At 67.3% G+C, this 22,841-nt stretch carries 17 protein-coding genes and 1 other RNA gene; 11 read left to right on the top strand and 7 right to left on the bottom strand.

The annotated features are described in order from the left end of the window. The first annotated feature begins 3 nt into the window (after positions 1-3). Together rnpB and ACGFW5_RS27800 are read left to right on the top strand one after the other, a co-directional pair. Positions 4-401: RNase P RNA component class A (gene rnpB, locus ACGFW5_RS27795), an RNA gene on the top strand. Between the two features lie 257 nt (positions 402-658). Further along, a complete protein-coding gene (locus tag ACGFW5_RS27800) occupies positions 659-1,021 on the top strand; it encodes a hypothetical protein (protein ID WP_393837031.1) in 363 nt (120 codons plus the stop codon). Positions 1,022-1,112: 91 nt separating this feature from the next. Here ACGFW5_RS27800 and ACGFW5_RS27805 read toward each other — a convergent pair whose 3' ends face one another. The 3 genes from ACGFW5_RS27805 to ACGFW5_RS27815 form a co-directional block, all read right to left on the bottom strand. Then, positions 1,113-2,606: a UbiD family decarboxylase gene (locus ACGFW5_RS27805; protein WP_393837032.1), complete on the bottom strand. Its 1,494-nt coding sequence runs from the start codon at positions 2,604-2,606 to the stop codon at positions 1,113-1,115. Between the two features lie 16 nt (positions 2,607-2,622). Beyond that, positions 2,623-3,225: a non-oxidative hydroxyarylic acid decarboxylases subunit B gene (locus ACGFW5_RS27810; protein WP_393837033.1), complete on the bottom strand. Its 603-nt coding sequence runs from the start codon at positions 3,223-3,225 to the stop codon at positions 2,623-2,625. A 77-nt stretch (positions 3,226-3,302) separates the two neighbouring features. Beyond that, the gene (locus ACGFW5_RS27815; RefSeq protein ID WP_393837034.1) at positions 3,303-4,523 is read right to left on the bottom strand and encodes an alpha/beta hydrolase family protein; all 1,221 of its coding nucleotides are present in this window, start codon (positions 4,521-4,523) and stop codon (positions 3,303-3,305) included. A 108-nt stretch (positions 4,524-4,631) separates the two neighbouring features. On the opposite strand from ACGFW5_RS27815, the gene ACGFW5_RS27820 reads away from it, so the two are divergent. From ACGFW5_RS27820 to ACGFW5_RS27835, 4 genes are all read left to right on the top strand, one after another. Next, the gene (locus tag ACGFW5_RS27820) at positions 4,632-5,234 is read left to right on the top strand and encodes a TetR/AcrR family transcriptional regulator C-terminal ligand-binding domain-containing protein (RefSeq protein WP_393837035.1); all 603 of its coding nucleotides are present in this window, start codon (positions 4,632-4,634) and stop codon (positions 5,232-5,234) included. A 120-nt stretch (positions 5,235-5,354) separates the two neighbouring features. Continuing rightward, positions 5,355-5,696, top strand: a complete 342-nt coding sequence (locus tag ACGFW5_RS27825; RefSeq protein ID WP_393837036.1) for a hypothetical protein — start codon at positions 5,355-5,357, stop codon at positions 5,694-5,696. A gap of 221 nt (positions 5,697-5,917) precedes the next feature. Next, complete coding sequence (locus ACGFW5_RS27830; RefSeq protein ID WP_393837037.1) at positions 5,918-7,831, top strand: DNA/RNA helicase domain-containing protein; 1,914 nt, start codon at positions 5,918-5,920, stop codon at positions 7,829-7,831. A 286-nt stretch (positions 7,832-8,117) separates the two neighbouring features. Further along, on the top strand, positions 8,118-10,124 hold the full coding sequence (locus tag ACGFW5_RS27835; RefSeq protein WP_393837038.1) for a DUF2075 domain-containing protein: 2,007 nt from the start codon (positions 8,118-8,120) through the stop codon (positions 10,122-10,124). A 52-nt stretch (positions 10,125-10,176) separates the two neighbouring features. Here the strand turns inward: ACGFW5_RS27835 and ACGFW5_RS27840 are convergent, their stop codons facing one another. Then, positions 10,177-10,305, bottom strand: coding sequence for a DUF6408 family protein (locus ACGFW5_RS27840; RefSeq protein ID WP_393837039.1), 129 nt, complete (start codon positions 10,303-10,305; stop codon positions 10,177-10,179). Positions 10,306-10,733: 428 nt separating this feature from the next. Between ACGFW5_RS27840 and pglW the strand changes: the two genes are divergently transcribed. Next, entirely contained in the window at positions 10,734-15,437 is a 4,704-nt protein-coding gene (gene pglW / locus ACGFW5_RS27845) for a BREX system serine/threonine kinase PglW (RefSeq protein ID WP_393837040.1), read from the top strand. Beyond that, positions 15,434-19,042: a BREX-2 system adenine-specific DNA-methyltransferase PglX gene (gene pglX / locus ACGFW5_RS27850; protein WP_393837041.1), complete on the top strand. Its 3,609-nt coding sequence runs from the start codon at positions 15,434-15,436 to the stop codon at positions 19,040-19,042. Before pglW ends, pglX begins: the two co-directional genes overlap by 4 nt. Here the strand turns inward: pglX and ACGFW5_RS27855 are convergent. Then, positions 18,984-19,529, bottom strand: coding sequence for an ATP-binding protein (locus tag ACGFW5_RS27855; protein WP_393837042.1), 546 nt, complete (start codon positions 19,527-19,529; stop codon positions 18,984-18,986). The genes pglX and ACGFW5_RS27855 overlap by 59 nt on opposite strands. A gap of 190 nt (positions 19,530-19,719) precedes the next feature. Here ACGFW5_RS27855 and ACGFW5_RS27860 point away from each other — a divergent pair, with 190 nt between their 5' ends. The 3 genes from ACGFW5_RS27860 (at position 19,720) to ACGFW5_RS27870 (ending at position 21,925) form a co-directional block, all read left to right on the top strand. After that, positions 19,720-20,550: a helix-turn-helix domain-containing protein gene (locus ACGFW5_RS27860; protein ID WP_393837043.1), complete on the top strand. Its 831-nt coding sequence runs from the start codon at positions 19,720-19,722 to the stop codon at positions 20,548-20,550. Further along, complete coding sequence (locus ACGFW5_RS27865) at positions 20,547-20,750, top strand: DUF397 domain-containing protein (RefSeq protein ID WP_393837044.1); 204 nt, start codon at positions 20,547-20,549, stop codon at positions 20,748-20,750. Before ACGFW5_RS27860 ends, ACGFW5_RS27865 begins: the two co-directional genes overlap by 4 nt. Positions 20,751-21,058: 308 nt before the next feature. Further along, positions 21,059-21,925, top strand: a complete 867-nt coding sequence (locus ACGFW5_RS27870) for a hypothetical protein (protein ID WP_393837045.1) — start codon at positions 21,059-21,061, stop codon at positions 21,923-21,925. On the opposite strand, the gene ACGFW5_RS27875 is transcribed toward ACGFW5_RS27870, so the two are convergent. Further along, positions 21,900-22,571, bottom strand: a complete 672-nt coding sequence (locus tag ACGFW5_RS27875) for a DUF6879 family protein (protein WP_393837046.1) — start codon at positions 22,569-22,571, stop codon at positions 21,900-21,902. The genes ACGFW5_RS27870 and ACGFW5_RS27875 overlap by 26 nt on opposite strands. Beyond that, positions 22,564-22,833: a hypothetical protein gene (locus ACGFW5_RS27880; protein WP_393837047.1), complete on the bottom strand. Its 270-nt coding sequence runs from the start codon at positions 22,831-22,833 to the stop codon at positions 22,564-22,566. Before ACGFW5_RS27880 ends, ACGFW5_RS27875 begins: the two co-directional genes overlap by 8 nt. Positions 22,834-22,841 lie beyond the last annotated feature (8 nt).

Here is a 22,841-nt window from a genome sequence, read left to right on the forward strand (position 1 = left end):
AGACGAGCCGGGCGGGCGGCCGCGTGAAGATCTTCGATCTTCCCGAGGAACGTCCGGGCTCCACAAGGCAGGGTGGTGGCCAACGGCCACCCGGGGTGACCCGCGGGACAGTGCCACAGAAAACAGACCGCCGGGGGCTTCGGCCCTCGGTAAGGGTGAAACGGTGGTGTAAGAGACCACCAGCGCCTGAGGTGACTCAGGCGGCTAGGTAAACCCCACCCGGAGCAAGGTCAAGAGGGAGCGCTTCGGTGCTCCTGCGCGGACGTTCGAGGGCAGCCTGCCCGAGTCCGCGGGTAGACCGCACGAGGCCGGCGGCAACGCCGGTCCTAGATGGATGGCCGTCGCCCCGACGACCGCGAGGTCCCGGGGTACAGAACCCGGCGTATAGCCCGACTCGTCTGCCGCCTAAGCCCGTCACCTGGGTTTTCTTGCGCGATTCCTAGATCAACTAGCTCGCTGGGGAGAATCTGGGGAGATCCATAGTCAATCCAGCTCCCCGGGGGCCTCCGACCTGCGTCGGAGCCCCTTTCCATCGCCCACGGCGCACAGCAGGCATGTGTGACGCCCGGCGCTGGGCCCATGAGCGTCCCGGCTGCCTCTCACTGGCCGACCCAGAATTGGTCAGGGGGCAAAAAGGCTGGTCAGATACGGTGGCGGCATGATGGACAGCCTGCCCGATGACGTAGCCGACGTGCTGGACCTCGTCCTGAACCCGGACGATCCCGTTCACGTCGCACTCCGACGGCAGGTGGCCCGGCTCAGGGTGGAATCTCGCTGTGCGTGCGGGTGCGGGACCGCCAATTTCGAGCTCGACACCGACGAGGTGGAGCCCGCGCCGACCGGCCCCGGCACCGTCGTGGCTGCCGACGTACAGCTCTTCACCGAGACCGGCGAGTGCCCTGGCGAGGTCCTGGTCTTCGCGCAAGGCGGCTACCTCTCCTGGCTGGAGGTCTGCTCCTGGAGCGATGACATCGAGGTGAATCTCGCCGCCGCGCGGCGCTGGCTACGGCCACCCTCGTGAAACCCGTACCCGTCGACATTCTCCAGCGGCCGGCGCACCGCGGCCGCCGCCCTCTGGTGGTCGGCCCGCAGGGTTTGCCACACCGGCTTCCTCAGCCCTCGTCCCCGTGGTCCCCGCGGTCCCAGTGGTCGAGGACGCGCTGACGGATGGGGGCCGGGTAGGCCTCGGCGAACGAGCTGTGCGGCATGCGTCCTTGGCCGGGGGCGGGCTGGAGTCCGTCGTGGAGGACGACCGGCCCGGTCATGGCGGCCCGCTCGCTGTCGTGGTAGCAGTTCATCAGGGGGTGGATCAGGCCGGTCCACGCCTCGGCGCGGTCGGTGGGGTGGATACGGGTGGCCAGGGCCCACAGCAGGTCGGTGTCGTCGGCGGGGTCGATGTCGTCGTCGAGTACGAAGACCTGGGCGTGAAGCCTTCCGGTCCGGGTCACCGCGTCCATGAGGGCGCCGATGCGATGGACGAACTCCTGCGAGTCGGTGTCCGGGAGCAGTTCGCGCCAGTTCGCCGGGACGGTCAGCACCAGCCAGTGGGAGGCCGCGCGCAGCGGTGACCAGGCCGTGGTGATGGGCAGGCCGGCGGCGCGCAGGTCATGCAGGACGTCGGCGGCGATACCGACTCCGGTGACGGTGTGGAACTCGTCCACAGGGCGCCCTTCGGCGACGATCGGCCAGATCGGTGCGTCGCGGTGGGTGATGCACTCGACGGTGTAGACGGGCTGATGGGTTCTTTCGTCGGGGACGTATCCGGCGAACTCCCCGAACGGTCCCTCGACGGCGGAGCGTTCCACGGACAGATGGCCCTCGATGACGATCTCCGCACCGGCGGGCACTTCGAGGTCCGACAGCTCACACGTCACCACCTCGACGGGCTCGCCGTGCAGGGCGCCGATGAAGCCGGCTTCGTCGACACCGTCGGGGAGCGGGATGCCACCGACGAAGGGGATCGCCGGATCGCCGCCCTGGACGAGTGCGTAGGGCATGGGCTTGCCGGTCTTCGCCCATTCCTGCCAGATGAGGCCGAGGTGCTGGGGCGGTATGACCAGGCCGGTCATGTGCTTGCCGTCGATCATCATGATGCGGGCTATCGACCAGTTGGTCCACGAGCCGTCCGGGGTGCGCGCGACGATGATCCCCCAGGTGTTGAGGTACCGGCCGCCGTCCTGCTCATGGACGCGGGGTACCGGGAAGCGGTCCAGCGTCGCGTCCTCGCCGATGAGGATGTTCTGCTTGCAGGGGGCCTCCTCGCGGGACACGCGTCTGGGCGGCACCGCAGGCATGTCCCGGGTCGCCGCCAGCGTGTCCACGAGCTGTGCGGCCGTCAGATCCGGCGGAAGTCCCAGGGAGAGTGCGACACGGGCGAGCGGTGTGCCGGGCGCGGAGCTCAGCGAGGCGGGCGCGCCCATCAGGCGGAAGCCCGGCTTGGCCCCGCTGATGTTCTCGAAGAGCGGCGCGGGAGCGGTGCGTTCGTAGGAGAGCCGGGTGATCGCCGCGGCTTCCAGGTCCCAACTCACCTCGCGCCGCACGCGTTTGAGGTCGCCGATGGCTTCGAGTGCGGCGATGTGCTCCCGAAGGTCCTTGTGGTGGTTCACGGGTGTGGTTCCTTCGCTAGTTCAGCTGGAGGGCCGGCGGGCGCGTGGCGGCAGCGGCACGCATGCCTTCCCAGCGCCGGGCCCGTGTCGAGTCGATGGCGAACTGGTCGCAGATCCTTGCCACGATGTGGTCGACGATGTCGTCCACGGTGGCGGGACGGTTGTAGAAGGCGGGCATGGGCGGCACGATGGCGGCGCCCATGCGGGCCAGGGTGAGCATGTTGTCCAGGTGGATCTCGCTCAGTGGGGTCTCGCGGGGGACGAGGACCAGCTTCCGGCGCTCCTTGAGCGTGACGTCCGCGGCGCGGGCCACCAGACCGTCGGCGTACCCGGTGCGTATCCCGGCGAGCGTCTTCATGCTGCACGGGACGACCACCATCCCGTCGGCGGGGAACGAGCCGGAGGCGATGGATGCCCCCTGGTCGTCGGGGGAATGGACGACGTCGGCCAGGGCCGCGACGTCGCGGGTACTCATCCCGGTCTCCAGCTCGACGGTGGCCCGCGCCCAGCGCGTCAGCACCAGGTGCGTCTCCACGTCGGGATGCCGCCCCAGTTCCTGAAGGAGCCGGACTCCCAGTACGGAGCCGGTCGCTCCCGTCATTGCGACGATCAGACGCACTTCTGTCTCCCCATGCTTGCCTGGGTCGGTGGTTGGTCCGCGGGCCGGGCCCCGTCACGGCGCCGGGTCGTCCGCTCTCAGGCGGTGGCCTTGAGGGTGGTGTCGAGCCAGTCGTAGATGCGGGCCTGGGCCAGGCGCATGGCGCCGGGGTGGCAGTGGGCGCCGGCCCCCTCATCGGCGGTGAACACCATGAGGGTCCTGGGGCAGGTGAGGTGGGCGTAGAGCTGTTCGGGCTGGCCCTTGAAGAACATGTCCTCCTCCGCGTCACAGACGAGGGTGGGGCACTGGATCTGTTCGGCGATGCCGCCGGCGAGGGTGTAGTCGAGGTAGGAGGCGTTGAAGGCCCGGGGGGTGTCGACACCCATGACGTACATGCCGTGGTTGATCGCCCAGCGTGTGATCGGGTCCGTGGTCATGAGCTGCGCCATGGCGGCGTCGAGTTCGGGAGCGGACTGCGCGCGCAGAAGCCGCTCGACCTCCTCGCGGGTGCCGGGGATGTTGCGCACGGAGGTCTCGCCGAGGTCGTAGAGGCCGTCGACGGCGACCAGCGCGGCCAGGCGGTGCTCGAACGCGGCGGCCCTGGGCGCGAGGACCCCGCCCATGCTGATGCCGAGGAGCGCGATACGGCTGTTGTCGACTTCCGGGAGGGCTTCGGCGAAGTCCACGACGGGGGTGATCACGTTCTCCCAGTCGGGGCGGAAGACCAGGCCCTCGTGGTGGCGCGGCCCGGGCATGCCGGGGCCGTCGAAGGCCAGCACGGTGTAGCCGCGCTCCACGCCGGCCATCGCCCCGAAGAAGTGCAACTCCTCGGCGGTGCCGTCGAAGCCGTTGTGCATGATCAGCGTCGGCCGCGGTGTCCCGGAGTCGTCGACCCGGTAGAGGTAACCCGGCAGGGTGGTGTCCTCGTACGGGATGGAGACCGGCTCGATGATCGGGGTGAACAGCGCCGCCGCCGCCCGGTAGCAGGCCACGCTGCGGTCGTAGGCGTCGTCGTGGCGGGGGTCGCACGGGTTGCCGTGCAGAAAGAACTCCGCCGAGCGGTAGTAGTTCGACGCCCGCAGGAACCCGTCCCGTGCGCTGACCTCGTGGCCGGCCGCCAGCGCCTTCTCGGCCTCGGCGGACACCCGGTCCGCGGTGGCCGACCACTCGGTGTACCAGCTGTCGTAGTCGCCCTCGGTGATCCGCTCACCGGTCGAGACGACCTCGCCGAAGTCCGCGCCGCCGTAGGCGATGTGGCTCATCGACCGCAGGGTCTCGTACCAGAACTGGATGTTGTTCGGAAACAGCAGCTGCTTCATCGCACACACTCCGCTCGTCGTAAGCACCGATCTGTGCTTACGACGAGGACTGTAGACCCATCGGGGGTCGCGAAGCAAACATCTGTGCTTAACGCTTATGATGGGAAGGTGACTCCGAAACCACCCGTCGAACGCATCCGCAAGAGCCCCGCGCAGGTCCGCACGGCCGTCCACCAGGCGGTCATCGACCTGCTCTGCGACCCGGAGGGCGAAGATCTCAACATCCCCGCGATCGCCCAACGCGCCGGCGTCAACCACAGCAGCGTCTACCGGCGTTGGGGCAGCCTCGACGCGCTCCTGGCCGACATGGTCACCACCCGCCTGGAGCGCGACTCACCGCTGACCGACACCGGCACCCTGCGCGGCGACCTTCTCGTATGGGCCGAAGCCAGCGCCGCGAGCATCCGCACACCCGAAGGACGCGCCCTGGTGCGCGCCGTCATCCTGTCCATGCCGAACAGCACCCAGGCCCAGGCCGAGCGTGCGCAGCACTTCCAGCGCCGAATGCACTCCATCGAGCAGATCCGCCGGCGCGCCACGGCCCGAGGCGAGAACCCGCCACCCCTGGAGCAGATCCTCGACCAGCTCATCGCGCCCTTCTACATCCGGGCGATCTTCGGCATCGACCTGCCCGCCACCGGCTACTCCGAACTCCTCGTCGACCGACTGCTCAGCAACGGAAGCGGCCCCGGCCCGGGTGGGTCGACCTGACGGCTCCGGCCGAGTGACAGGCGGCGCAACGTGACTGCGGGATGCGGCAGTTCGCCGGCCGGGCGCGACAGACTGCCCGGGCCCATCGCCCCTGCATTCCCTGTATTCCGGAGCTCCCCCATGCCCCAGTCCTCCACCGGACCGACCGAAGCCGACGCCTACCTGGCCGTATGCGGCCACACTCACCTGTTTCCGGGCGCCCGCTGCCGAGTGCGGGGACTCCCCGACCCTCGGGCCTTCGCGGCAGCCCCGTGGCCGATCGACCTGGCCCTGCGCTTCTCCGACGATGTGGTCACCAACGCAGAACTGCGCCTCGACGACCTGGCGGGCGCGGCACTCACCGTCCCGGCCCACACCACGGGCGCCGGCACTCCCGTCGACGGTCGCAGGTGGCCGATCCGGGAGGTCCTGCGCGTGGGGGACGAGGTCGAGCTGACGCTGGGGAGCCGTCCCTCGGCCTGAAGACCCCCTGCGTGCGAAGGTGGATTCGAGGGCGCCGGTAGGACAAACCGGGTACGGCGTCCGCTGCCGCCAGGGTGACCATCGGTACAGCTGTCAGGACAGCCAGGTACCCTCGGACACATCGTCAACGCGGCCCGACGGGCTTCCGCTCCACTCCGGTGGAGTCTCGAAGGACACGCCCCCACCCGCACGAGTCTCTTCGTGCTGCCTGGGGGAAGTCCTTGCTGTTCCGCGCGTCCGCGAAAACGGTCGCCGTCATGGCACTCGACGGTTCGCTGTTCCTGCACCTCACCGACCAGTTTGTCCACATGCACGGCTATCGGCCCGGGGCCTCGGAGATCCGTTCCTGGGAGCGAAGCATCCCCGTCCTGGCAGCCGCGCTCAACGACGCCGGCCTGGGCGATGTGGAGGTCATGCTGGAGTACGCGCTCCCGCTGAACAGCAAGCGTGCCGACGTCGTCCTCGCCGGAGTGCACCCGGTCACGGGCGAGCCGTCGTACGTCGTGGTGGAGTTGAAGCAGTGGAGCCAGGCGGCTCCGCACGAGAACGACGCGACCCTGTGCCATGTCGACGCCTACGCCCATCCCGTACTCAATCCGATCGAGCAGGTACGGCGATACTGCGACTACCTGGTCAACTTCAACGGCGCGGTGGCCGAACACGGTGAGCGGATCCAGGGAGTGGCCTTCCTGCACAACGCCACCGAGTTCGGTGTGGCGGGGCTGCGGGAGATCGAGTGCGACGGTCGGGGACGGCTTTTCACGGCGGAACGCCGCGGTGCGTTCCTGGACCACCTCCGGTCGAAGCTGAGCGACAGACACCCCGGTGCTCATGCGGCCGACGAGCTCCTCGCGGGCGCCACCGTGCCGTCGAAGCAGCTGATGTCCGTGGCGGCCCAGGAAGTGAGAGAGCGACAGCAGTTCGTCCTCCTCGATGAGCAGCAAGTCGCCTACCGCATGGTGCTGAACGCGGTGGAAAGGGCGAAGAGAGCCGACCGCAAGGAAGTCGTCATCGTCACCGGCGGCCCGGGTACAGGGAAGAGCGTGATCGCGCTCCAACTGCTCGGCGAGCTGTACCGCAGGGGCGTGGCCGCGGTCCATGCGACCGGCTCGCAGTCGTTCACCAAGACCATGCGCAAGGTGGCCGGCTCCCGGAAACGGGAAGTCCAGGATCTTTTCAAGTACTTCAACAGCTTCATGGCAACGGAGAAGAACAGCCTGGGTGCTCTGATCTGCGACGAGGCGCACCGCATCCGGGAGACCTCCGCCAACCGTTACACCCGTGCCGCACTGCGGTCCGGCAGGGCGCAGATCGACGAACTCATCGACGTCGCCCACGTGCCGGTCTTCTTCCTCGACGAGCACCAGGTGGTGCGCCCCGGCGAGATGGGCACTGTGGACGAGATCCGCGAGGCCGCGACCAGGCGGGGCATCGACTGCCATGTCGTCCCCCTGGACAGCCAGTTCCGCTGCGGAGGCAGCGACGCCTACCTGCGCTGGGTGGTCCGGCTTCTCGGCCTCGAGCCCGGCGGCCCGGTTGTCTGGGCGCCCGACGATCGCATGGAATTGCTGGTCGCCGACAGTCCTGGAGAACTGGAGGCGTTCCTCGACGCCCGCCGCGCCGAGAAGTACGGTGCGCGGATGTCCGCGGGCTACTGCTGGCGATGGTCCCCCGAGCCGAAGCCCGGCGATCCTCTGCCCCCCGACGTGGTCATCGGGGGCTGGGCCCGGCCCTGGAATCTGCGCGGGGACCGGTCGGTCTCCGGCGCGCCCCCATCCGCGCTGTGGGCCACCGACCCGGCCGGCTTCGGGCAGATCGGGTGTGTCTACACGGCCCAGGGGTTCGAGTACGGCTGGTCGGGCGTCATCATCGGTCCGGACCTGGTCTGGCGGGGCGACCACTGGGTCACCGACCGCACCGCGTCCAAAGATCCGGTGTTCAAGAAGTCCACACCGGACGCCGACGTGGACCGGCTCATTCGGAACACGTACAAAGTGCTGCTGACGAGGGGCATGGTCGGCACGATCGTGTACTCGACCGATCAGGAGACCCGGCAGAAGCTACGGGAACTGGTGTCCGGCCGATCGGACCCACAACCTGCCACCGTGACCGAGGAGTCCTGTCTGCGGCGGTGAGCCCGCGATATCCAGCCATGATGTCCGTGGTTCCAGCCGACCGATGTGTCCCATGCGTCGGGAAGGGTGGCCACTTCTTAAGATCCATGCGTCATTGCGGCCCGACGGGCTTCCCACGTGGACATGCCCCCACCCGCACGAGTCACTCGTGCCCTGGGGGATCCACCTCGTGTCCATGCTCCTGCTGAAACTGGCAGCTCGGGATCTGCTGAAACTGAATTCGAGACGCCGAATGGTGCCCCACCTGGCCGCGAGGTGGAAGCACTTCCTCAGCACCGACGCTTCGTTGACCGAACGTTCCGCCTGGGCGGAGAGCCTGGTACAACTTGCCGAAGACTTGGTCGCAGCCGACCGCGGCAATGTCGAGATGATTGTGGAGTGCGCGGCCACGCTCGATGAGACCGACCGCCCCGGGGCTCCGCGGCTCATCGATGTCGTCCTCGTGGGCCGTCATCCCGAAGAGAACGGGCTGTCCGTCCAACTCGTCGAGCTGAAGCGCTGGTCGACGGTGACCCGGGTGGAGCGCGCCACCGCGGAGCTGGTGCACGTTCCCGGCATGGGGGAGAAGAAGCATCCCGCTCTGCAACTGCGTGAATATCACGAGGCGTTCACCAGCGACAGAGGGCCCCTGAACGGACTGGATTTCGAGTGCGGCGGTTTCGCCTATCTGCACAACGCCACCGACGCCTCGGTGCTCCCGCTGGTCGGGGTCGACGCGCCGACCGGTTCCTACGCCCGTGTCTACACGAGTGACCGTCGCGGCCAACTGCGCTCGGAGCTGCGCAGCAGCTTCGCCACCGACGGTGCCGACTCGGCGGCCGAGATTCTGTTGCGGAGCATGGGGCTGCGTAACACCCCGCTCCTCGACGCCATGATCCGCTCCAGTGGCCAGGACACGGTCTTCACCCTGCGTGGCCGTCAGAAGAAGGTCGCGGACCAGATCCTGGACACGGCCTGCAAGGTGCTGCCCGACCCCTGGCAACCCGCTCTGATTCCCGATGAACGGCGAGTGGTGTTCCTGGTCACGGGAGGCGCCGGCACGGGCAAGAGTGCCATCGGACTCCAGATCAAGGCCGCGCTGGAGGCGGACGGCCGCACGGTCAAATACGCGAGCGGCAGCAGGGCGTTCAACGGCGCCCTGCAGGAGCATGTCGGCTTCGGAGACCGGGAGTTCAAGGAGACGTTCACCTACTTCAGCAATTTCGTCACTCCGCCCGACCCGCCTCTGGACGTACTGATCTGCGACGAGGCACACCGCCTGCGAGACCGTTCCACCAATCGCTTCTGGAAACCGGAGGACTGGGGGACCAAACCCCAGGTGGACGAACTGCTCGATGCGTCCCGGCTGACGATCTTCTTCCTCGACGAAGGCCAGTCCGTACGCCCGCAGGAGGTAGGCACCGTCGACCTCGTGGAGGACGCGGCACGGCGTTACGACGCCCAGTTGGTCCGTTGCGGCCTTCGGGAACAGTTCCGGTGCGGAGGCAGCGACGCCTACATCCGCTGGGTGCGAGGCGCGCTGGGGGTGTCGGACGCGCAGCCGGAGCCGTGGATCCCGGACGGGCTGATGCACGTCGAGGTCGTGGACAGCCCCGAGGAACTCGAGCGGATCATTCGTTCCGAAGCGGGAGCGGGAGCGTCGGCGCGCATGGTCGCCGGATACTGCTGGCCCTGGACGAAACCCCTGGGCAAGGAGAAGCGGCTCGAACCCGACGTCCGGATCGGTGACTGGCACCGGCCGTGGAACGCGGACAGTGAGTCCTTCTGTGAGAACAAGACCGTCCCGCCCTCCAAGATCTGGTCCGTGCACGAGGGCGGCCTCGGCCAGATCGGATGTGTGTACACCGCGCAGGGCCTGGAGTGGGACTGGTGCGGCGTGATCATGGGCGACGACATGGTGCGCCGGGGTGATCGGTGGGTGTTCCGCCGGGGCAAGGAGAAAGCGGACAAGGAGGCGGGCGTGAAGCGGGTGGCCGTTCCTGGGTCGTTCGATCCCAAGGTGAAGCCGAAGAGCGTGGACGACGACGAGTTCGCCCGCCTCGTCCGGCACGCGTACCACGTGCTGATGACCCGGGCGAGCCGGGCGACCGTGCTCTACTCCACGGACAGGGAGACCCGGGACTACCTGAAGAAGCTCGTCGGCGACGTCGAGATCCATGGTCTGCGACCCACCTGGGAGAACCTGCCGGAGCAGGCGCGTCAGCCGCATCTGCCCCGCCCCGGCCGAGGAGGGCGCCGCCGCAGGAAGCGCCAGAAGAAGAACACTCCGCCCGGCGAGATGCGCCTCTTCTGAAACGGTGGCCGGGTAGGTGGGGTGGCGGGCTCCCGGGCCCGCCACCTGCCGGTCAGAAGACCAGGCGCGCTACCACGGCCAGAGCCGTCACCATGAGATTGGTGACGACTCCCACCGTGACGTCGACCAGAATCTGACGAAACCGGTCACGACGTGCAATCTTGTACTCAACGGGGTTCATCGGTTTCCACTCCTGAGCGTGAGCTGGGAATGGCAGGGATCGCCCTACCGGGCATCCGCAGTCACATCGCGTGAGACACGCGGTGGAGACCACTCGTCACTCATCACCGAGGAACGGCACCTGGAACACCGCCGACGTACCCTCCGGGAAGGTGCGCAGCGGTAACCACGTTAGCCTACCGGTGAGTTGACGCAGCTCGAAGGCCGTATGGAATGTGCGCGTTTTCGCCTGAGGGCGTGGGCGAGACATCCAGGATGTGGGTGGGCCGAGCAGCGTAAGACATCGGAATCGGGCGCCGGGGGGGAATGTCCCGTACTCCCGTCCTTCACCGTCTCTTTTCAGGACGCGGCCAGCCACTAGGATCTGCGTCAAGGGTCTGACCGCGGGGAACGGTCGCCCTTGCAAGTCACGAGGAGTGGGGAAGAGGCATGCGGGAAGGCCGGTGGGTCACGGTCACCGAGTCCGAGTTCGATCATGAACGCCGCGGCCTTGAGGCGATCCGGGAGAAGCTGCCGGATTCCGACCCCTGGCGTGCCTGGTCGAACTTCACTTTCACTGCGAACACCGGTCACGTCCGTGAGGTGGACCTCCTGGTCGTAGCTCCCGGCGGCGTCTGCATGATCGAGCTCAAGGACTGGCACGGCTCGGTCTTCTCCGAGAACGGCACCTGGGTGCAGACCACGCCTGCCGGCCGCCGTCGGACGCACGGCAATCCGCTGCACCTGGTCAACCGCAAGGCCAAGGAACTCGCCGGCCTGCTCGCGCTGTCCGGGGGCAAGCGGATCTGGGTCGCGGAGGCCGTCTGCTTCACGGACAACAGCCTTCGTGTCCGCCTGCCCGCACATGACCAGAACGGTGTCTACACCGTCCACCAGCTGGTTGAGATGCTCAAGCAGCCCCCGCCTGACGAGCGGCGCCGGATCACCGCGATCGGCTCGCGCGAAATCGAGGCGGCCCTCAAGAACATCGGCATCCGCACAAGCGATGCGCAGTACAAGGTCGGCCCGTACGAACTGGAACGGAAGTCCTTCGACTCCGGTCCCACCTGGGCGGACTACCTCGCCCGCCACAGCGATCTTCCTGAGGCGGCCCGGGTCCGGATCTACCTCAGTGAACGTGGCTCGGACGCCTCACTCAGGCAGTCCGTCGAGAACGCAGCCCGGCGTGAAGCCGCCGTGCTGGGCCGTTTCAAGCACCCCGGCGCGGTCGAACTCAAGCAGTACTTTCCCTCCGGGCACGCGGCCGGGCCCGCGCTGATCTTCGACTATCACCCGGACACCCTGAAGCTGGACGAGTACCTGGTCCGGTACGGCGAGAAACTGGACATCCTCGGCCGGATGGCGCTGGTCCGCCAGCTGGCCGAGACCATGCGCTCCGCGCACTCCAGCCGCATCCACCACCGGGCCCTCGCCGCCCGCTCCGTACTCGTCGTGCCCCGGCCGCGCGGCAGGAAAGGCCGGGCAGTGGGGGAGGAGGCGGCCTGGCTCACCCCGCAACTCCAGATCTCCGACTGGCAGATCGCCACCCAGCGCAGCGGCGACTCGCAGGGCCAGGGCATGACCCGGTTCGCGCCGACAGCCCTGTCCGCCATGCACCTCGCGGACGACGCCGACGCCTACCTTGCCCCCGAACTCACCGCCCTCAACCCCGACCCGGTCCACCTCGACGTGTACGGGCTCGGCGTCCTCACCTATCTGCTGGTCACCGGCAGGGCCCCGGCCGCCGGCCAGGCCGAGCTGCTGGCCCGGCTGGAGGCGGGGGAGGGCCTGCGCCCCAGCTCCCTGGTGGACGGCCTGTCGGAGGACGTGGACGACCTGGTGCAGGCGGCCACCGCGTACCGACCCGGCCAGCGGCTGTCCAGCGTGGACGAGTTCCTTGAACTGCTGGAGGTTGTCGAGGACTCCCTCACCGCGCCGGCCCCGGCGGTCACCGGTACAGAGGGCCAGGGCGACGAGGACGACCGGACCGCCGCCGACAAGGACCCCCTGGAGGCCGTCGCCGGCGACGTGTTCGCCGGCCGGTGGGAGATCCGCCGACGGCTCGGCACCGGCTCCACCAGCCGAGCGTTCCTGGTCCGCGACCTTCAGGCCGAAGCTCGCAGGACCCGCCCGCTGGCCGTGCTGAAGATCGCCCTTTCCGACAGCCGCAGCGAGATCCTCGCCCGCGAGGCCGAGGCCATGGGACGCCTGCGCCCGCACTCGGGCATCATCCGCCTCGTCGAACCCGAACCGCTGCACATCGGCGGTCGCACCGTGTTGGCCCTGGAATACGTCGGCGACGAGCGCGATGACAATGGGCAGGGCGCCGATGGCGGCGGACGTCCCCGCCGTCGTGAGGAAACCGTCGCCCGTCAGCTACGCGACAACGGCCGCCTCCAGGTGGACCAGTTGGAGGCGTACGGCGACTACCTCTTCGGAGCCGTCGACTTCCTGGAGGGCGAGGGAGTCTGGCACCGCGACATCAAGCCCGACAACATCGCCATCCGGATCCGCCCCAACCGCACCCGCGAACTCGTCCTCATCGACTTCTCCCTTGCCGGCTACCCGGCGAAGAGCACCAACGCCGGCACCGACGGCTACCTCGACCCCTTCGTCGACGTCATCACCCGCGGCTCGTACGACTCACACGCCGAGCGGTACGCCGTCGCCGTCACCCTGCACCAGATGGCCTCGGGCGAGCTGCCCAAATGGGGCGACGGCAGTGTCCTGCCCCGCATGACCGACGCGAAGGAGTGGCTGTACCCGACCATCGCGGCCGAAGCCTTCGACCCAGCCGTTCGGGACGGTCTCGTCGCCTTCTTCCAGAAGGCTCTGCACCGCGACGCCGGCCGACGGTTCCCCGAACTGAAGCCGATGCGGGATGCCTGGCGCAAGGTCTTCCTCGACGCCTCCCAGACCGTCCCGTCCAGCCACCGTTCCCGCCACCCGACCGCCACGACCACGGGGGAGGGGGCACCCGCCGAGGCCGCTGCCGCGGCGGCGATCGCGGACGCCGAGCCGGAGACCGCCGAGCAGCAGCGCGACCGACTCGCCGCCGAGGTCACCCGCGACACCCCCCTGACGGTCTCGGGCCTCACGCCCGCCGCCCAGTCCTTCCTCTACGGCCTGGGCATCACGACGGCCGGCGAACTGCTCGACTACAGCCGCCGCAAGCTCGTCAACGCCCCAGGACTGGGCGCCAAGACGCGCAACGAGGTCCAGCAGCGGCAGCGCGAGTGGGGCGAGCGGCTGCGCGAGATCCCCGTTTCGCCGCTGACGCCGAAGGGGCGCGCGGAGGCCAAGGAGGAGCTGGAGCAGCTCACCGCTGCCGAGTCCGCCCTCGTCGGCGAACTCGCCACGGGCGCGACGGCCGGCGCGCTGTCCCTCCGCACCCTGCGCTCGGTCAGCCTCGACACCCTCGCCACCGTCTTCGTGCCCGCCGTCAACAACAACGGCTCCAACCGCAACAAGGCCGAGATGGTACGGCTGTTGCTGCGCCTGCCCGACGACAACGGTGTGCTGCCCGACATCGGGGTCTGGCCGAAGCAGAAGGACGTCGCGGACGCCCTCGCACTGAGCCACGGCCGTATCCCGCAGATGCTCAAGGACGAGCGCAAGCGCTGGAAGGCCGAGCCCGCCGTCCAGGCGCTGCGCGAGGAGATCATCGACCTGCTGGCGGGCATGGGGCGCGTCGCCTCGGCGGTGGAGATCGCGGATGCCCTGGCGGTCCGGCGCGGCACGCACCTCGCGGGACGCGAGCAGCGGCGGGCGATGGCGCTGGCGACCGTACGGGCTGTGGTCGAAGTCGAGCAACTGCTGCCGCAGGAAGCCGAATTCCTGCACCAGCCGAATCGCAAGGCGATGGACGAGTCCCTCGGCGCCGGCCTGCTCGCACTCGACGTACGGGAGAACGACGGCCCGGACACCCCGACCGCGCCGGGTCTGCTGGAGTACGCCGCCCGCCTCGGCAAGACGGCCGACCGGCTCGCCAAGCTGGACACCCTGCCGACGGCGGCAACGGTCCTGGCCGAGCTGGGCGCGCTGACTGTCCCGCCGGGCGCTGTCGACTGGGACGAGCGGCGCATGGTGGAGCTGGCGGCTGCGGCGTCCCTGAACGCCGCCGCCACGCCGCGCCTTGAGATCTACCCGCGCGACCTGTCGCTGGTCAGGGCGCTGCGGCTCACGCAGGCCGGGCTCGTCCGCTGGATCCCGGGCATGCCGGAGGGGCAGCAGCCGGGCCTGACCGGTGAGGCTGTGCATGAGAGGGTGCGTGCTCGCTTCCCGGAGATGGTCGTTGCCGACAGACGCGGCGGCATGACCCACGACCTGCCGACGGGCGGCCCGCTCACCAAGGCTCTGCGCGACGCGGGATTCGAACTGTCCCTCAGCATGCACGAACGCGAGGGCGTGCTGCGTTACTTGCCCACGCGGGTGGACGACGCATCCAGCTACCTGACGACGGGTGCGTGGCGGCAGTCGACGCGTACGGGTGCGGTGACGCGGTATGCCGACGATCCGCAGCTGGCGGGCGCGGTGCGTGCGGAGGAACGACTGCTCGCGTCGGCCCGCCGGGACGGCTACCGGGTGCTGACCGTACGGCAGCAGCTGGTGCGGGACGCGGTACGGGAGCTGGGTGCCGGGCGGCTGGGCACGGATGCGGTGTCGGTGACGGAGCTGTTCTTGGAGGCCCTGCACGCGCAGGTCACGCCGGGCACCAAGCCCACCTGGGAGACCCTGCTCAAGGCGGACGCCGCCGAGCCGGGCTCGAAGGGCGCGGTGCGGTTCGCGGAGTACGCGCGGACGGCGTGGGGTGCGGTGGAACCCCGGATCGCGGCGCTGTTGAGCAACGGTGACGCCGGCGGGACCGGTCCTGTTCTGCTGACGGAGGCCGGGGTGTTCGCGCGCTACGACGCGATGGGCGTCCTGGACCGACTGGCCTCGGTCGCCCGGCAGGGCGGGCGGGGTCTGTGGCTCCTGGTCCCGCAGAGCGACCCCTCGCGCGAGCCCCGGCTCGGACAGGTGGCCGTGCCGTACCAGGCGGGCCTGGGGGAGTGGATTCAGCTTCCGGACACGTGGGTGGGCAACGCCCATCGGGGGTCCGGCGCGGGTGTGGCCAGTGCGAGTACCAGTGGTGTCGAGGGAGACGCGAAGTGATCGACCGCAAGGCTCTGTTGAACGACCTGAAGCAGCAGGTCAAGGCGGTCGAAACGGACCTGGGGCGCCAGGTGAAGGCGCTGGGGGATGTCAACAGGCGGCTGAGATCCGAGTACGACCAGGCACGCAAGCTCGGGCGTACGGCGGCGACGTGGACCTCGTGGTTGGACGAGCGGGTCACGCAGGTTGCGGTGGCGTGGGTGCTGGGGAGTGTCTTCGTACGGTTCTGCGAGGACAACCGGCTGATTCCGGATCCGTACCTGACGGGGCCGGACGGGGATCGGCGGGAGCTGGCGGAGTCTCGCTACGACGCGTATGTGGAGTCGGACGAGGATCCGACGTATCGGGGGTGGCTGAGGCGGGCCTTTGCTGAGGTGGGTGACGGACAGGCCGGTCGACTGCTGTTCGACAGTAACCACAATCCGCTGTACCAAATCCCGCTTTCGCACGACGGCGCGCGGGAGCTGGTCGAGTTCTGGCGGCAGCGCGACGATGCGGGCGTCCTCGTTCATGACTTCACCGACCTCCTGAACGAGGACGGTACGGAGGGGTGGGACACGCGGTTCTTGGGCGACCTGTACCAGGACCTCAGTGAGGCCGCGCGGAAGACGTATGCGCTGCTCCAGACGCCGGAGTTCGTGGAGGAGTTCATCCTCGACCGGACGATGAATCCGGCGGTGCGGGAGTTCGGGTACGAGGACCTGAAGATGATCGACCCTACGTGTGGGTCGGGGCACTTTGTGCTGGGGGCGTTTCGGCGATTGGTGCGGCTGTGGGGGGAGGGGCAGCCGGGCAAGGACGTGCATGAGCGGGTGCGGGCTGCGCTGGACTCGGTGCACGGGGTGGATATCAATCCGTTCGCTGTGGCTATTGCCCGGTTCCGGTTGCTGGTTGCGGCTATGGCGGCGAGCGGCGTGCGGTCGGTGGCGGAGGCGGCGAAGTACGAGTGGCCGATGCACTTGGCGGTGGGTGACTCGCTTATCAAGGCGCGGCAGTTGGAACTGACGCTAGGGGACGAAGAGACACTGGACGACCCCCTGGCTTCGTTCGCCTACGCCACGGAGGACGTGCACAAGCACCCAGGGATTCTCCGAGAGGGCGGCTATCACGTTGTGGTCGGAAATCCTCCGTATGTCACGGTCAAGGACAAGGATCTCAATGTGCTGTATCGGGAGCTGTACAGCGCTTGTGGAGGTAAGTACGCACTATCGGTCCCATTTGCGCAGCGATTCTTCGAGCTAGCCAAGCGGGGAGGTCCCGAGGGGCGCGGGTACGGTCTAGTAGGGCAGATCACTGCTAGTTCATTTATGAAGCGGGAGTTCGGAACAAAGCTGATTGAGGAATATTTCGGGCACCGGGTTGAACTGACTGAGGTTATTGACACCTCGGGCGCTTATATTCCAGGACACGGAACGCCGACCGTTATCTTGATTGGGAAGTGTCGGTCAGGGGTTAATCGGTCGGCAACGATCCGAGCCGTGCGTGGCGCGATGGGCGAGCCGAGTGCGCCGGTCCATGGTGAAGACGGACTGGTGTGGCGTGCGATTCTGGAACAGATCGATGATCCGGGATCGATTAGTCGATGGGTTTCAGTGGGTGACCTCGATCGCGGCCGATACTTCAGCCAGCACCCTTGGATTCTGGCTGATGGTGGACGAGAGGTGATTGATAAGCTCAACGACGGATCTGTGGTAAAGATTTCGGCCAAGGTTGCATCCATTGGTTTTGCGGCCATTACGGGCGACGATGACTTCTTTGCATTTCCCCGTCCTGCTGCAACGTGGATCAAGGGCAAAGTCTCCCCTCTGCGGCTCTTTATTGAAGGTGATCAAGTGCGCGACTGGGGCAGTTCTCCTGGCGCCTATGCGATCTATCCGCCTGATGCGGATGCTGCTCAGCGTGTGGAACTTGAAAAGCTCGTTCTGTGGCGCGGACGTCAAATGCTCCGTAAAAGCCTCATGTTCGCGAAGACCAAGGAGCAGCGCGGTCTACCCTGGTCGAACTATGCCTTCCATAGTGACGAGCGGCTGCAATCGAACCGTCTTGTCGCCTTTTCTTTCGTTGCGACGCATAATCATTTCGTACTGGACCGAGGCGGCAAAGTTTTTAACCGTTCGGCCCCCGTCATCAAACTGCGGACTGAGGCGAGCGATGAAGATCATCTCGATTTGCTTGGCCTGATGAACAGCTCGACAGCCGGCTTTTGGATGAAGCAGGTCAGCCACAACATGGGAAGCACGGTTGATGCGAAAGGGGCGCGGCAAAGTACGCTTCCTTTCGATGATTTCTATCAATTCAACAGTACTCCTTTGCTGGATTTCCCTCTCCCTGGCAGCTATCCGGCATCGCTGTCTGCCGCTATTGACAGCCTCGCTCAGCGACTTGCCTCTGCGGGCCCTGTAAATGCAGTGAGTAATGCCACCCCCACGGCCGATACTCTCAGGCCGGCCAAGTCGCGTTGGCGATCTCTTCGCACCCGCATGATCGCCCTCCAGGAAGAGCTGGACTGGCAGGTCTACTCCCTCTACAACCTCCACTCCGAAGACCTTCGCGTCTCCGAGGATCCCGACGACCCCAACATCCCCGAACTCGCCCTCGGCGAGCGCGCCTTCGAAATCGTCCTGGCCCGCCGCGTAGCCGCAGGCGAAGCAAGCGACGAGTGGTTCAAGCGGCACAAGTCCACCCCCATCACGGAGATCCCCGCCCACTGGCCCGCCCCCTACCGCGAGGTCGTCCAGAAGCGCATCGACGCCATTGCGTCGAACCGTGCCATCGGCATGGTCGAGCGCCCCGAGTACAAGCGCCGCTGGGCCACCGAGGGCTGGGACGCGCTTCAGGAGAAGGCCCTGCGCTCCTGGCTGCTCGATCGCATGGAGGACCGCGACCACTGGTTCGACGAGAACGGGCAGCCCGCCATCCTCACCCTCTCCCGTCTCATCGACGCGCTGTCCCGTGACGAAGACTTCGTCTCCGTCGCCAAGCTCTACGCGCCCCGCAAGGAACTCGCGAAGGTCGTCGCCGAGTTGATCACCGACGAGCATGTGCCGTTCCTGTCGACCCTGCGCTACAAGCCCTCCGGGCTGAAGAAGCGCGCCGACTGGGAAGAGGTCTGGGACCTCCAGCGCAAGGAGGACGCCGCGCCCGACGAGCCCGCCAAGCGGAAGATCCGGGACTCCATCCCCGTGCCGCCGAAGTACACCTCGGCCGACTTCCTCCGCTCCTCCTACTGGAAGGCGCGCGGCAAGCTCGACGTGCCGAAGGAGCGGTTCATCTCGTACGGGCAGACCAACGCCGCCACCCCCGAGCTGTACGGGTGGGCCGGCTGGGACCACCGGGAGCAGGCGCAGGCCCTCGCTACCTACTTCACCAACACCGCCCTGTCCACCGAAGAGATCACGCCGTTCCTCGCCGGCCTGCTGGAACTCCAGCCGTGGCTGTCCCAGTGGCACGACGAGTTCGACATGCTCTACAGCGGCTCCCCGGCGGACTTCTTCGCCGGTTACCGCCAGCAGAAGCAGGGCGAGCATGGCCTCACTGACGACGACCTCAGTGACTGGCGTCCTCCGGCCGCGACCCGGGGTCGTCGCGCAGCAGGGAAGCAGTAGTCAGGAGTAGGTCGAGGTCAGTCGAACCAGGGGCCACCCGGCGCGTGAGCGGGTGGCCCTGCGGCTGCACCCACAGCTCCGCCCACACGGTCTTGCCCGGGGCGCCCCGGCGAGGGCTGACGCCCCAGTCGTCAGCGAGAGCCGCGACGAGAAGCAGGCCCCGGCCGGACTCGGAAAGAGAGTCGGTCGCCGGGAGGCTGGCCGGAGGCCGCTTCTCGGCCCGTGTGTCCGTCACCTCGATGCGGAACCTGGTTGCGGCCAGGCTGAGTTGGAGGTGGAAGTCCCGGCCGGGGACATGGCCGTGCTGTACGGCGTTGGCGGTCAGTTCTGCCGAGATGAGGGTGAGCTTCTCGTTGACCGGGGTCGTATAGGGGTGGCCCCATTCGTTCAGGCGGTGTGAGACGAGGCGGCGGGCCAGGCGGGCGCCGCGGGGGGTCGACGTGAAGCGCATGGTGAACTCGCGTTCGGATGCAGAGTGTTGTGGCATATGCCCGTTGGGGGGAGTTGCTGACTTCATAGGGTCAACGGTCGCCAACTCTGCGTAGCTTTGGCCAGGAGCGTTGCGCTGACGGGTGGGGGCTGTACACGCGAGCGGTGCGCTTGTACGTGGTGTCGGGCGTGACCGGTTCCAGGGGCGCGAGTTGGCTACTGGGCGGTTGTACGAGAGGAGCTGCGGCGTGGACGACGAGGTTCAGCAGCCGGAGTACGAGGTCGGGACAGGCATGCTGTGTGTGTTCGGGCGACAGTTGAAGTTGTTCCGGGAGCGGGCAGGGATGGACCGCGCGCGGCTCGGGTCGCTGACCGGCTACTCGGCCTCGACGATCGCGTCGTTCGAGCAGGGGAGACGCATTCCGCCGCCGAAGTTCATCGACCGGTCCGATGAAGTGCTGGACGCAGTAGGTGTGTTGAGCGCGAGCAAGGAGGAGGTGGCTCGGGCTCAGTACCCGGCGTTCTTCCGGGATGCGGCGCGGCTGGAGGCCGAAGCCGTCGAACTGCACGTGTATGCGAACCAGGCGGTGCCCGGACTTTTGCAGACGGAGGAGTATGCGCGGGCCATCTTTATGATGATGCGGCCACCTATGGATGACGAACTGATCCAACAGCGAGTAGGCGCACGCCTGGTCCGACAGGAGATCTTGTCCAGCCGTGACGCGCCGCTCGCCAGCTTTGTCATCGACGAGGCCGTACTGCAGCGCCCCATCGGAGGCCGGGGCGTCCTGCGCGGCCAGCTTGAGCACATCCTCCTGACGGGGGAGCGACGGAACGTCGAGATCCAGGTGATGCCGCTCGACCGTGAGGAGAACGCCGGTATGGCTGGCCCTTTCACCTTGATCGAAACGAAGGAAGGGCGGAGGATCGCGTACGCCGAGGTACAGAACGTGAGCCGCCTACAAACGGAGCGGGAAAGCGTCCGTGCACTGGAGGCCAAGTACGGGATCATCCGGGCGCAGGCCCTGACTCCTCGTGAATCATTGGCGTACGTAGAGAAGTTGTTGGGAGAGCCATGAACGCGCACGTACATCAGCCGCACATAGACCAGTTGGTATGGCGCAAAAGCAGCTACAGCAGCGAGGAAGGCGGCGAATGCGTCGAGGTCGCCTCCAGCCTCGCCAAGGTCCACGTCCGCGACTCGAAGGACACAACCCGCCCCACACTCGCCGTAGAACCCACGGCATGGACCACGTTCGTCGAGTTCGCGGCACTCTGACAGGAGGGCACCGAGGGCAGGGCCTTGCGGCAGACGTGTGCCAGCCGCAAGGCCCTGCGCATGCCCCCTCTGCGGCACCTCCAGGAGCTCTCGCACCCTGCTCGCCGGACGCTGCGCACCGCCGCCGACTGTCACGTCGGTCAACGTCTGCTCAAGTTGGCGCGGTTCGCACCCTCTGGGCGCTTTCCTCAGCGGCGGTCGACACCGTGATGGACCGGCCCGCACGTCACCGTCACCCTCATGGCGAAGCACCAACGGCACTGACAAAGTAGGTCACTTGGGGCCCTTGGCTGCTGTAGGTTCCTGCTATGAAGCAGGGCAAAGACATCGAGAACCCCGCGTCGCGCTTCTCCGCGGTGCTACTGGCGGCGGCAAAACTTCCCGGCGTGCGTATCAACCGGGAGACGTACCTCCGAAGTGCGCTGGCTCGTCACTGCTCCGAGGACGACATCCGGAGAGCGATTGAAGAGACCCCCGCCGCGGCGGGCATTCCTGTTGCGGTTCTCGACAAGGTGGCCACTGACTCCATCCGGTTCGAAACCGGCAAGGTCAGCGCTCTCTCCGCCGCCGCCGGGATCCCTGGCGTCCTCGCCCTGCCCGCCACTGTGCCTGCCGATGTGGCCCAGTATTTCGGCCACATGGTGCGTATCGCGCAGAAACTTGCCTACCTCTACAGCTGGCCCGATCTGTTCTCCGATGACGGCGATGACGCGACCATGGGGGTGCTGACGCTGTTCTTCGGGGTGATGTTCGGCACTCAGTCGGCGAACGCCGCTGTGGGGAAGGTCGCGGGGATGATGGCGGAGCAGGTCGCCAAGAAGCTGCCCCAGAAGGCACTCACCCAGGGTGTCATCTACCCGGTAGTGAAAAAGGTCGCGGCATACCTCGGCGTTCAGATGACGAAGCAGTCCTTCGCGAAGGCCGTCTCGAAGGCCATCCCCCTTGTCGGGGCCGTTGTCTCCGGCGGGCTCACTCTCGCGACCTTCCTTCCGATGGCCAAGAGGCTCAAGAAGCACCTCGCCGGCCTGCCGCTGGCGGAGCCGTCGCACCGGGTGATGGATGGGGAAGTCGTGGACGGTGAAGTCGTCCAGGAGCATGAGCCGTTCGCCACCTCATACGCCGAACAGCACGGCGCGGACGTCACCACCATCACGTCGGAGGAACCTCAGCCCTGAGGCTGCGAGCGCACTCCTGGCTGCCGAAGGTCGGCGCACCGGACACCCGAGGCGGCGCCAGGGCGGCGATCTCCCGGTTGAAGAAATCGTCGAATCCCTCACCTCGCTCATAAAGTGCATCGAATCCGGCGTTGGTTTCCTGGATCAGTGGTCTGTCGGTGTAGCGGTTGGCCCCGGCCGCATTTCCGTCCTCGTCGTAAATGACCTCGTACATGACCGCATTGCCGAGAATCACTACTTCCGGAACCGGGCTAGTCCGCTCGATGTTCGAAATATTGCGAGCGTCGAGAACCTTGATGTCGTCGCCCAGGCCCATGCGTACGCGGAGAACGAACAACTCCCATTGCACATACGGCGTGATGGGGAATTCCACGACGCGAAGGCGGCGGTGCCTGACACCCAGCCTCGCCGCCTGACGCAGTTCCTGGGCGTATTCCTCGCGCCTCTCCTCGGCCAGCGACAGGGCCCTGTCCCAGTCCCCGTCGGCGAAGGCCTCCCAGCTCGGGAAGCCGCGCTCCTTGAAGTGCTGGCCGCGCTCGAGCTTGTTGAGGAAGCCGATCCCGCTGGTGTAGACCCGGCCCAAGTCCGCGTGGTAGCTGGGGCGGTCCAGGCGTTCGGAGGCGCCGCCGGGGAAGGAGTCAAACACTGGGGATGTCCGGCTTCGCCGCGATGAGCATGTTCCTGGGAATGACCACGAGGCGTTCGTCCGACCCGATCGACACCCCGTCGGGCAGGTTCTTGCCGAGTGACTGGGTGAGGTCCCGGCCGATGACGGCGATATCGCCGTTGGTGAGTTCCCAGATGTCCGGGCAGTCAGGAGTTCCGGTTGTGTTTCCAAGTTCCTGAGGTGTTTTTCCCAGTCGCTGTTTGAAACCTGTGTCCGGATCTGCTTCCCAAGGCCTGACCATTTTCTTCT

This window comes from Streptomyces sp. NPDC048416 (assembly GCF_043200435.1).
GTDB lineage: Bacteria > Actinomycetota > Actinomycetes > Streptomycetales > Streptomycetaceae > Streptomyces.

What these genes read in the sequence shown, in the direction of transcription:
- ACGFW5_RS27800 (WP_393837031.1), top strand. Translation starts at nt 659, where the DNA reads ATGATGGACAGCCTGCCCGATGACGTAGCCGACGTGCTGGACCTCGTC.
- ACGFW5_RS27815 (WP_393837034.1), bottom strand. Translation starts at nt 4,523, where the DNA reads ATGAAGCAGCTGCTGTTTCCGAACAACATCCAGTTCTGGTACGAGACC.
- ACGFW5_RS27825 (WP_393837036.1), top strand. Translation starts at nt 5,355, where the DNA reads ATGCCCCAGTCCTCCACCGGACCGACCGAAGCCGACGCCTACCTGGCC.
- ACGFW5_RS27840 (WP_393837039.1), bottom strand. Translation starts at nt 10,305, where the DNA reads ATGAACCCCGTTGAGTACAAGATTGCACGTCGTGACCGGTTTCGTCAG.
- pglW (WP_393837040.1), top strand. Translation starts at nt 10,734, where the DNA reads ATGCGGGAAGGCCGGTGGGTCACGGTCACCGAGTCCGAGTTCGATCAT.
- ACGFW5_RS27855 (WP_393837042.1), bottom strand. Translation starts at nt 19,529, where the DNA reads ATGCCACAACACTCTGCATCCGAACGCGAGTTCACCATGCGCTTCACG.
- ACGFW5_RS27865 (WP_393837044.1), top strand. Translation starts at nt 20,547, where the DNA reads ATGAACGCGCACGTACATCAGCCGCACATAGACCAGTTGGTATGGCGC.
- ACGFW5_RS27870 (WP_393837045.1), top strand. Translation starts at nt 21,059, where the DNA reads ATGAAGCAGGGCAAAGACATCGAGAACCCCGCGTCGCGCTTCTCCGCG.
- ACGFW5_RS27880 (WP_393837047.1), bottom strand. Translation starts at nt 22,833, where the DNA reads ATGGTCAGGCCTTGGGAAGCAGATCCGGACACAGGTTTCAAACAGCGA.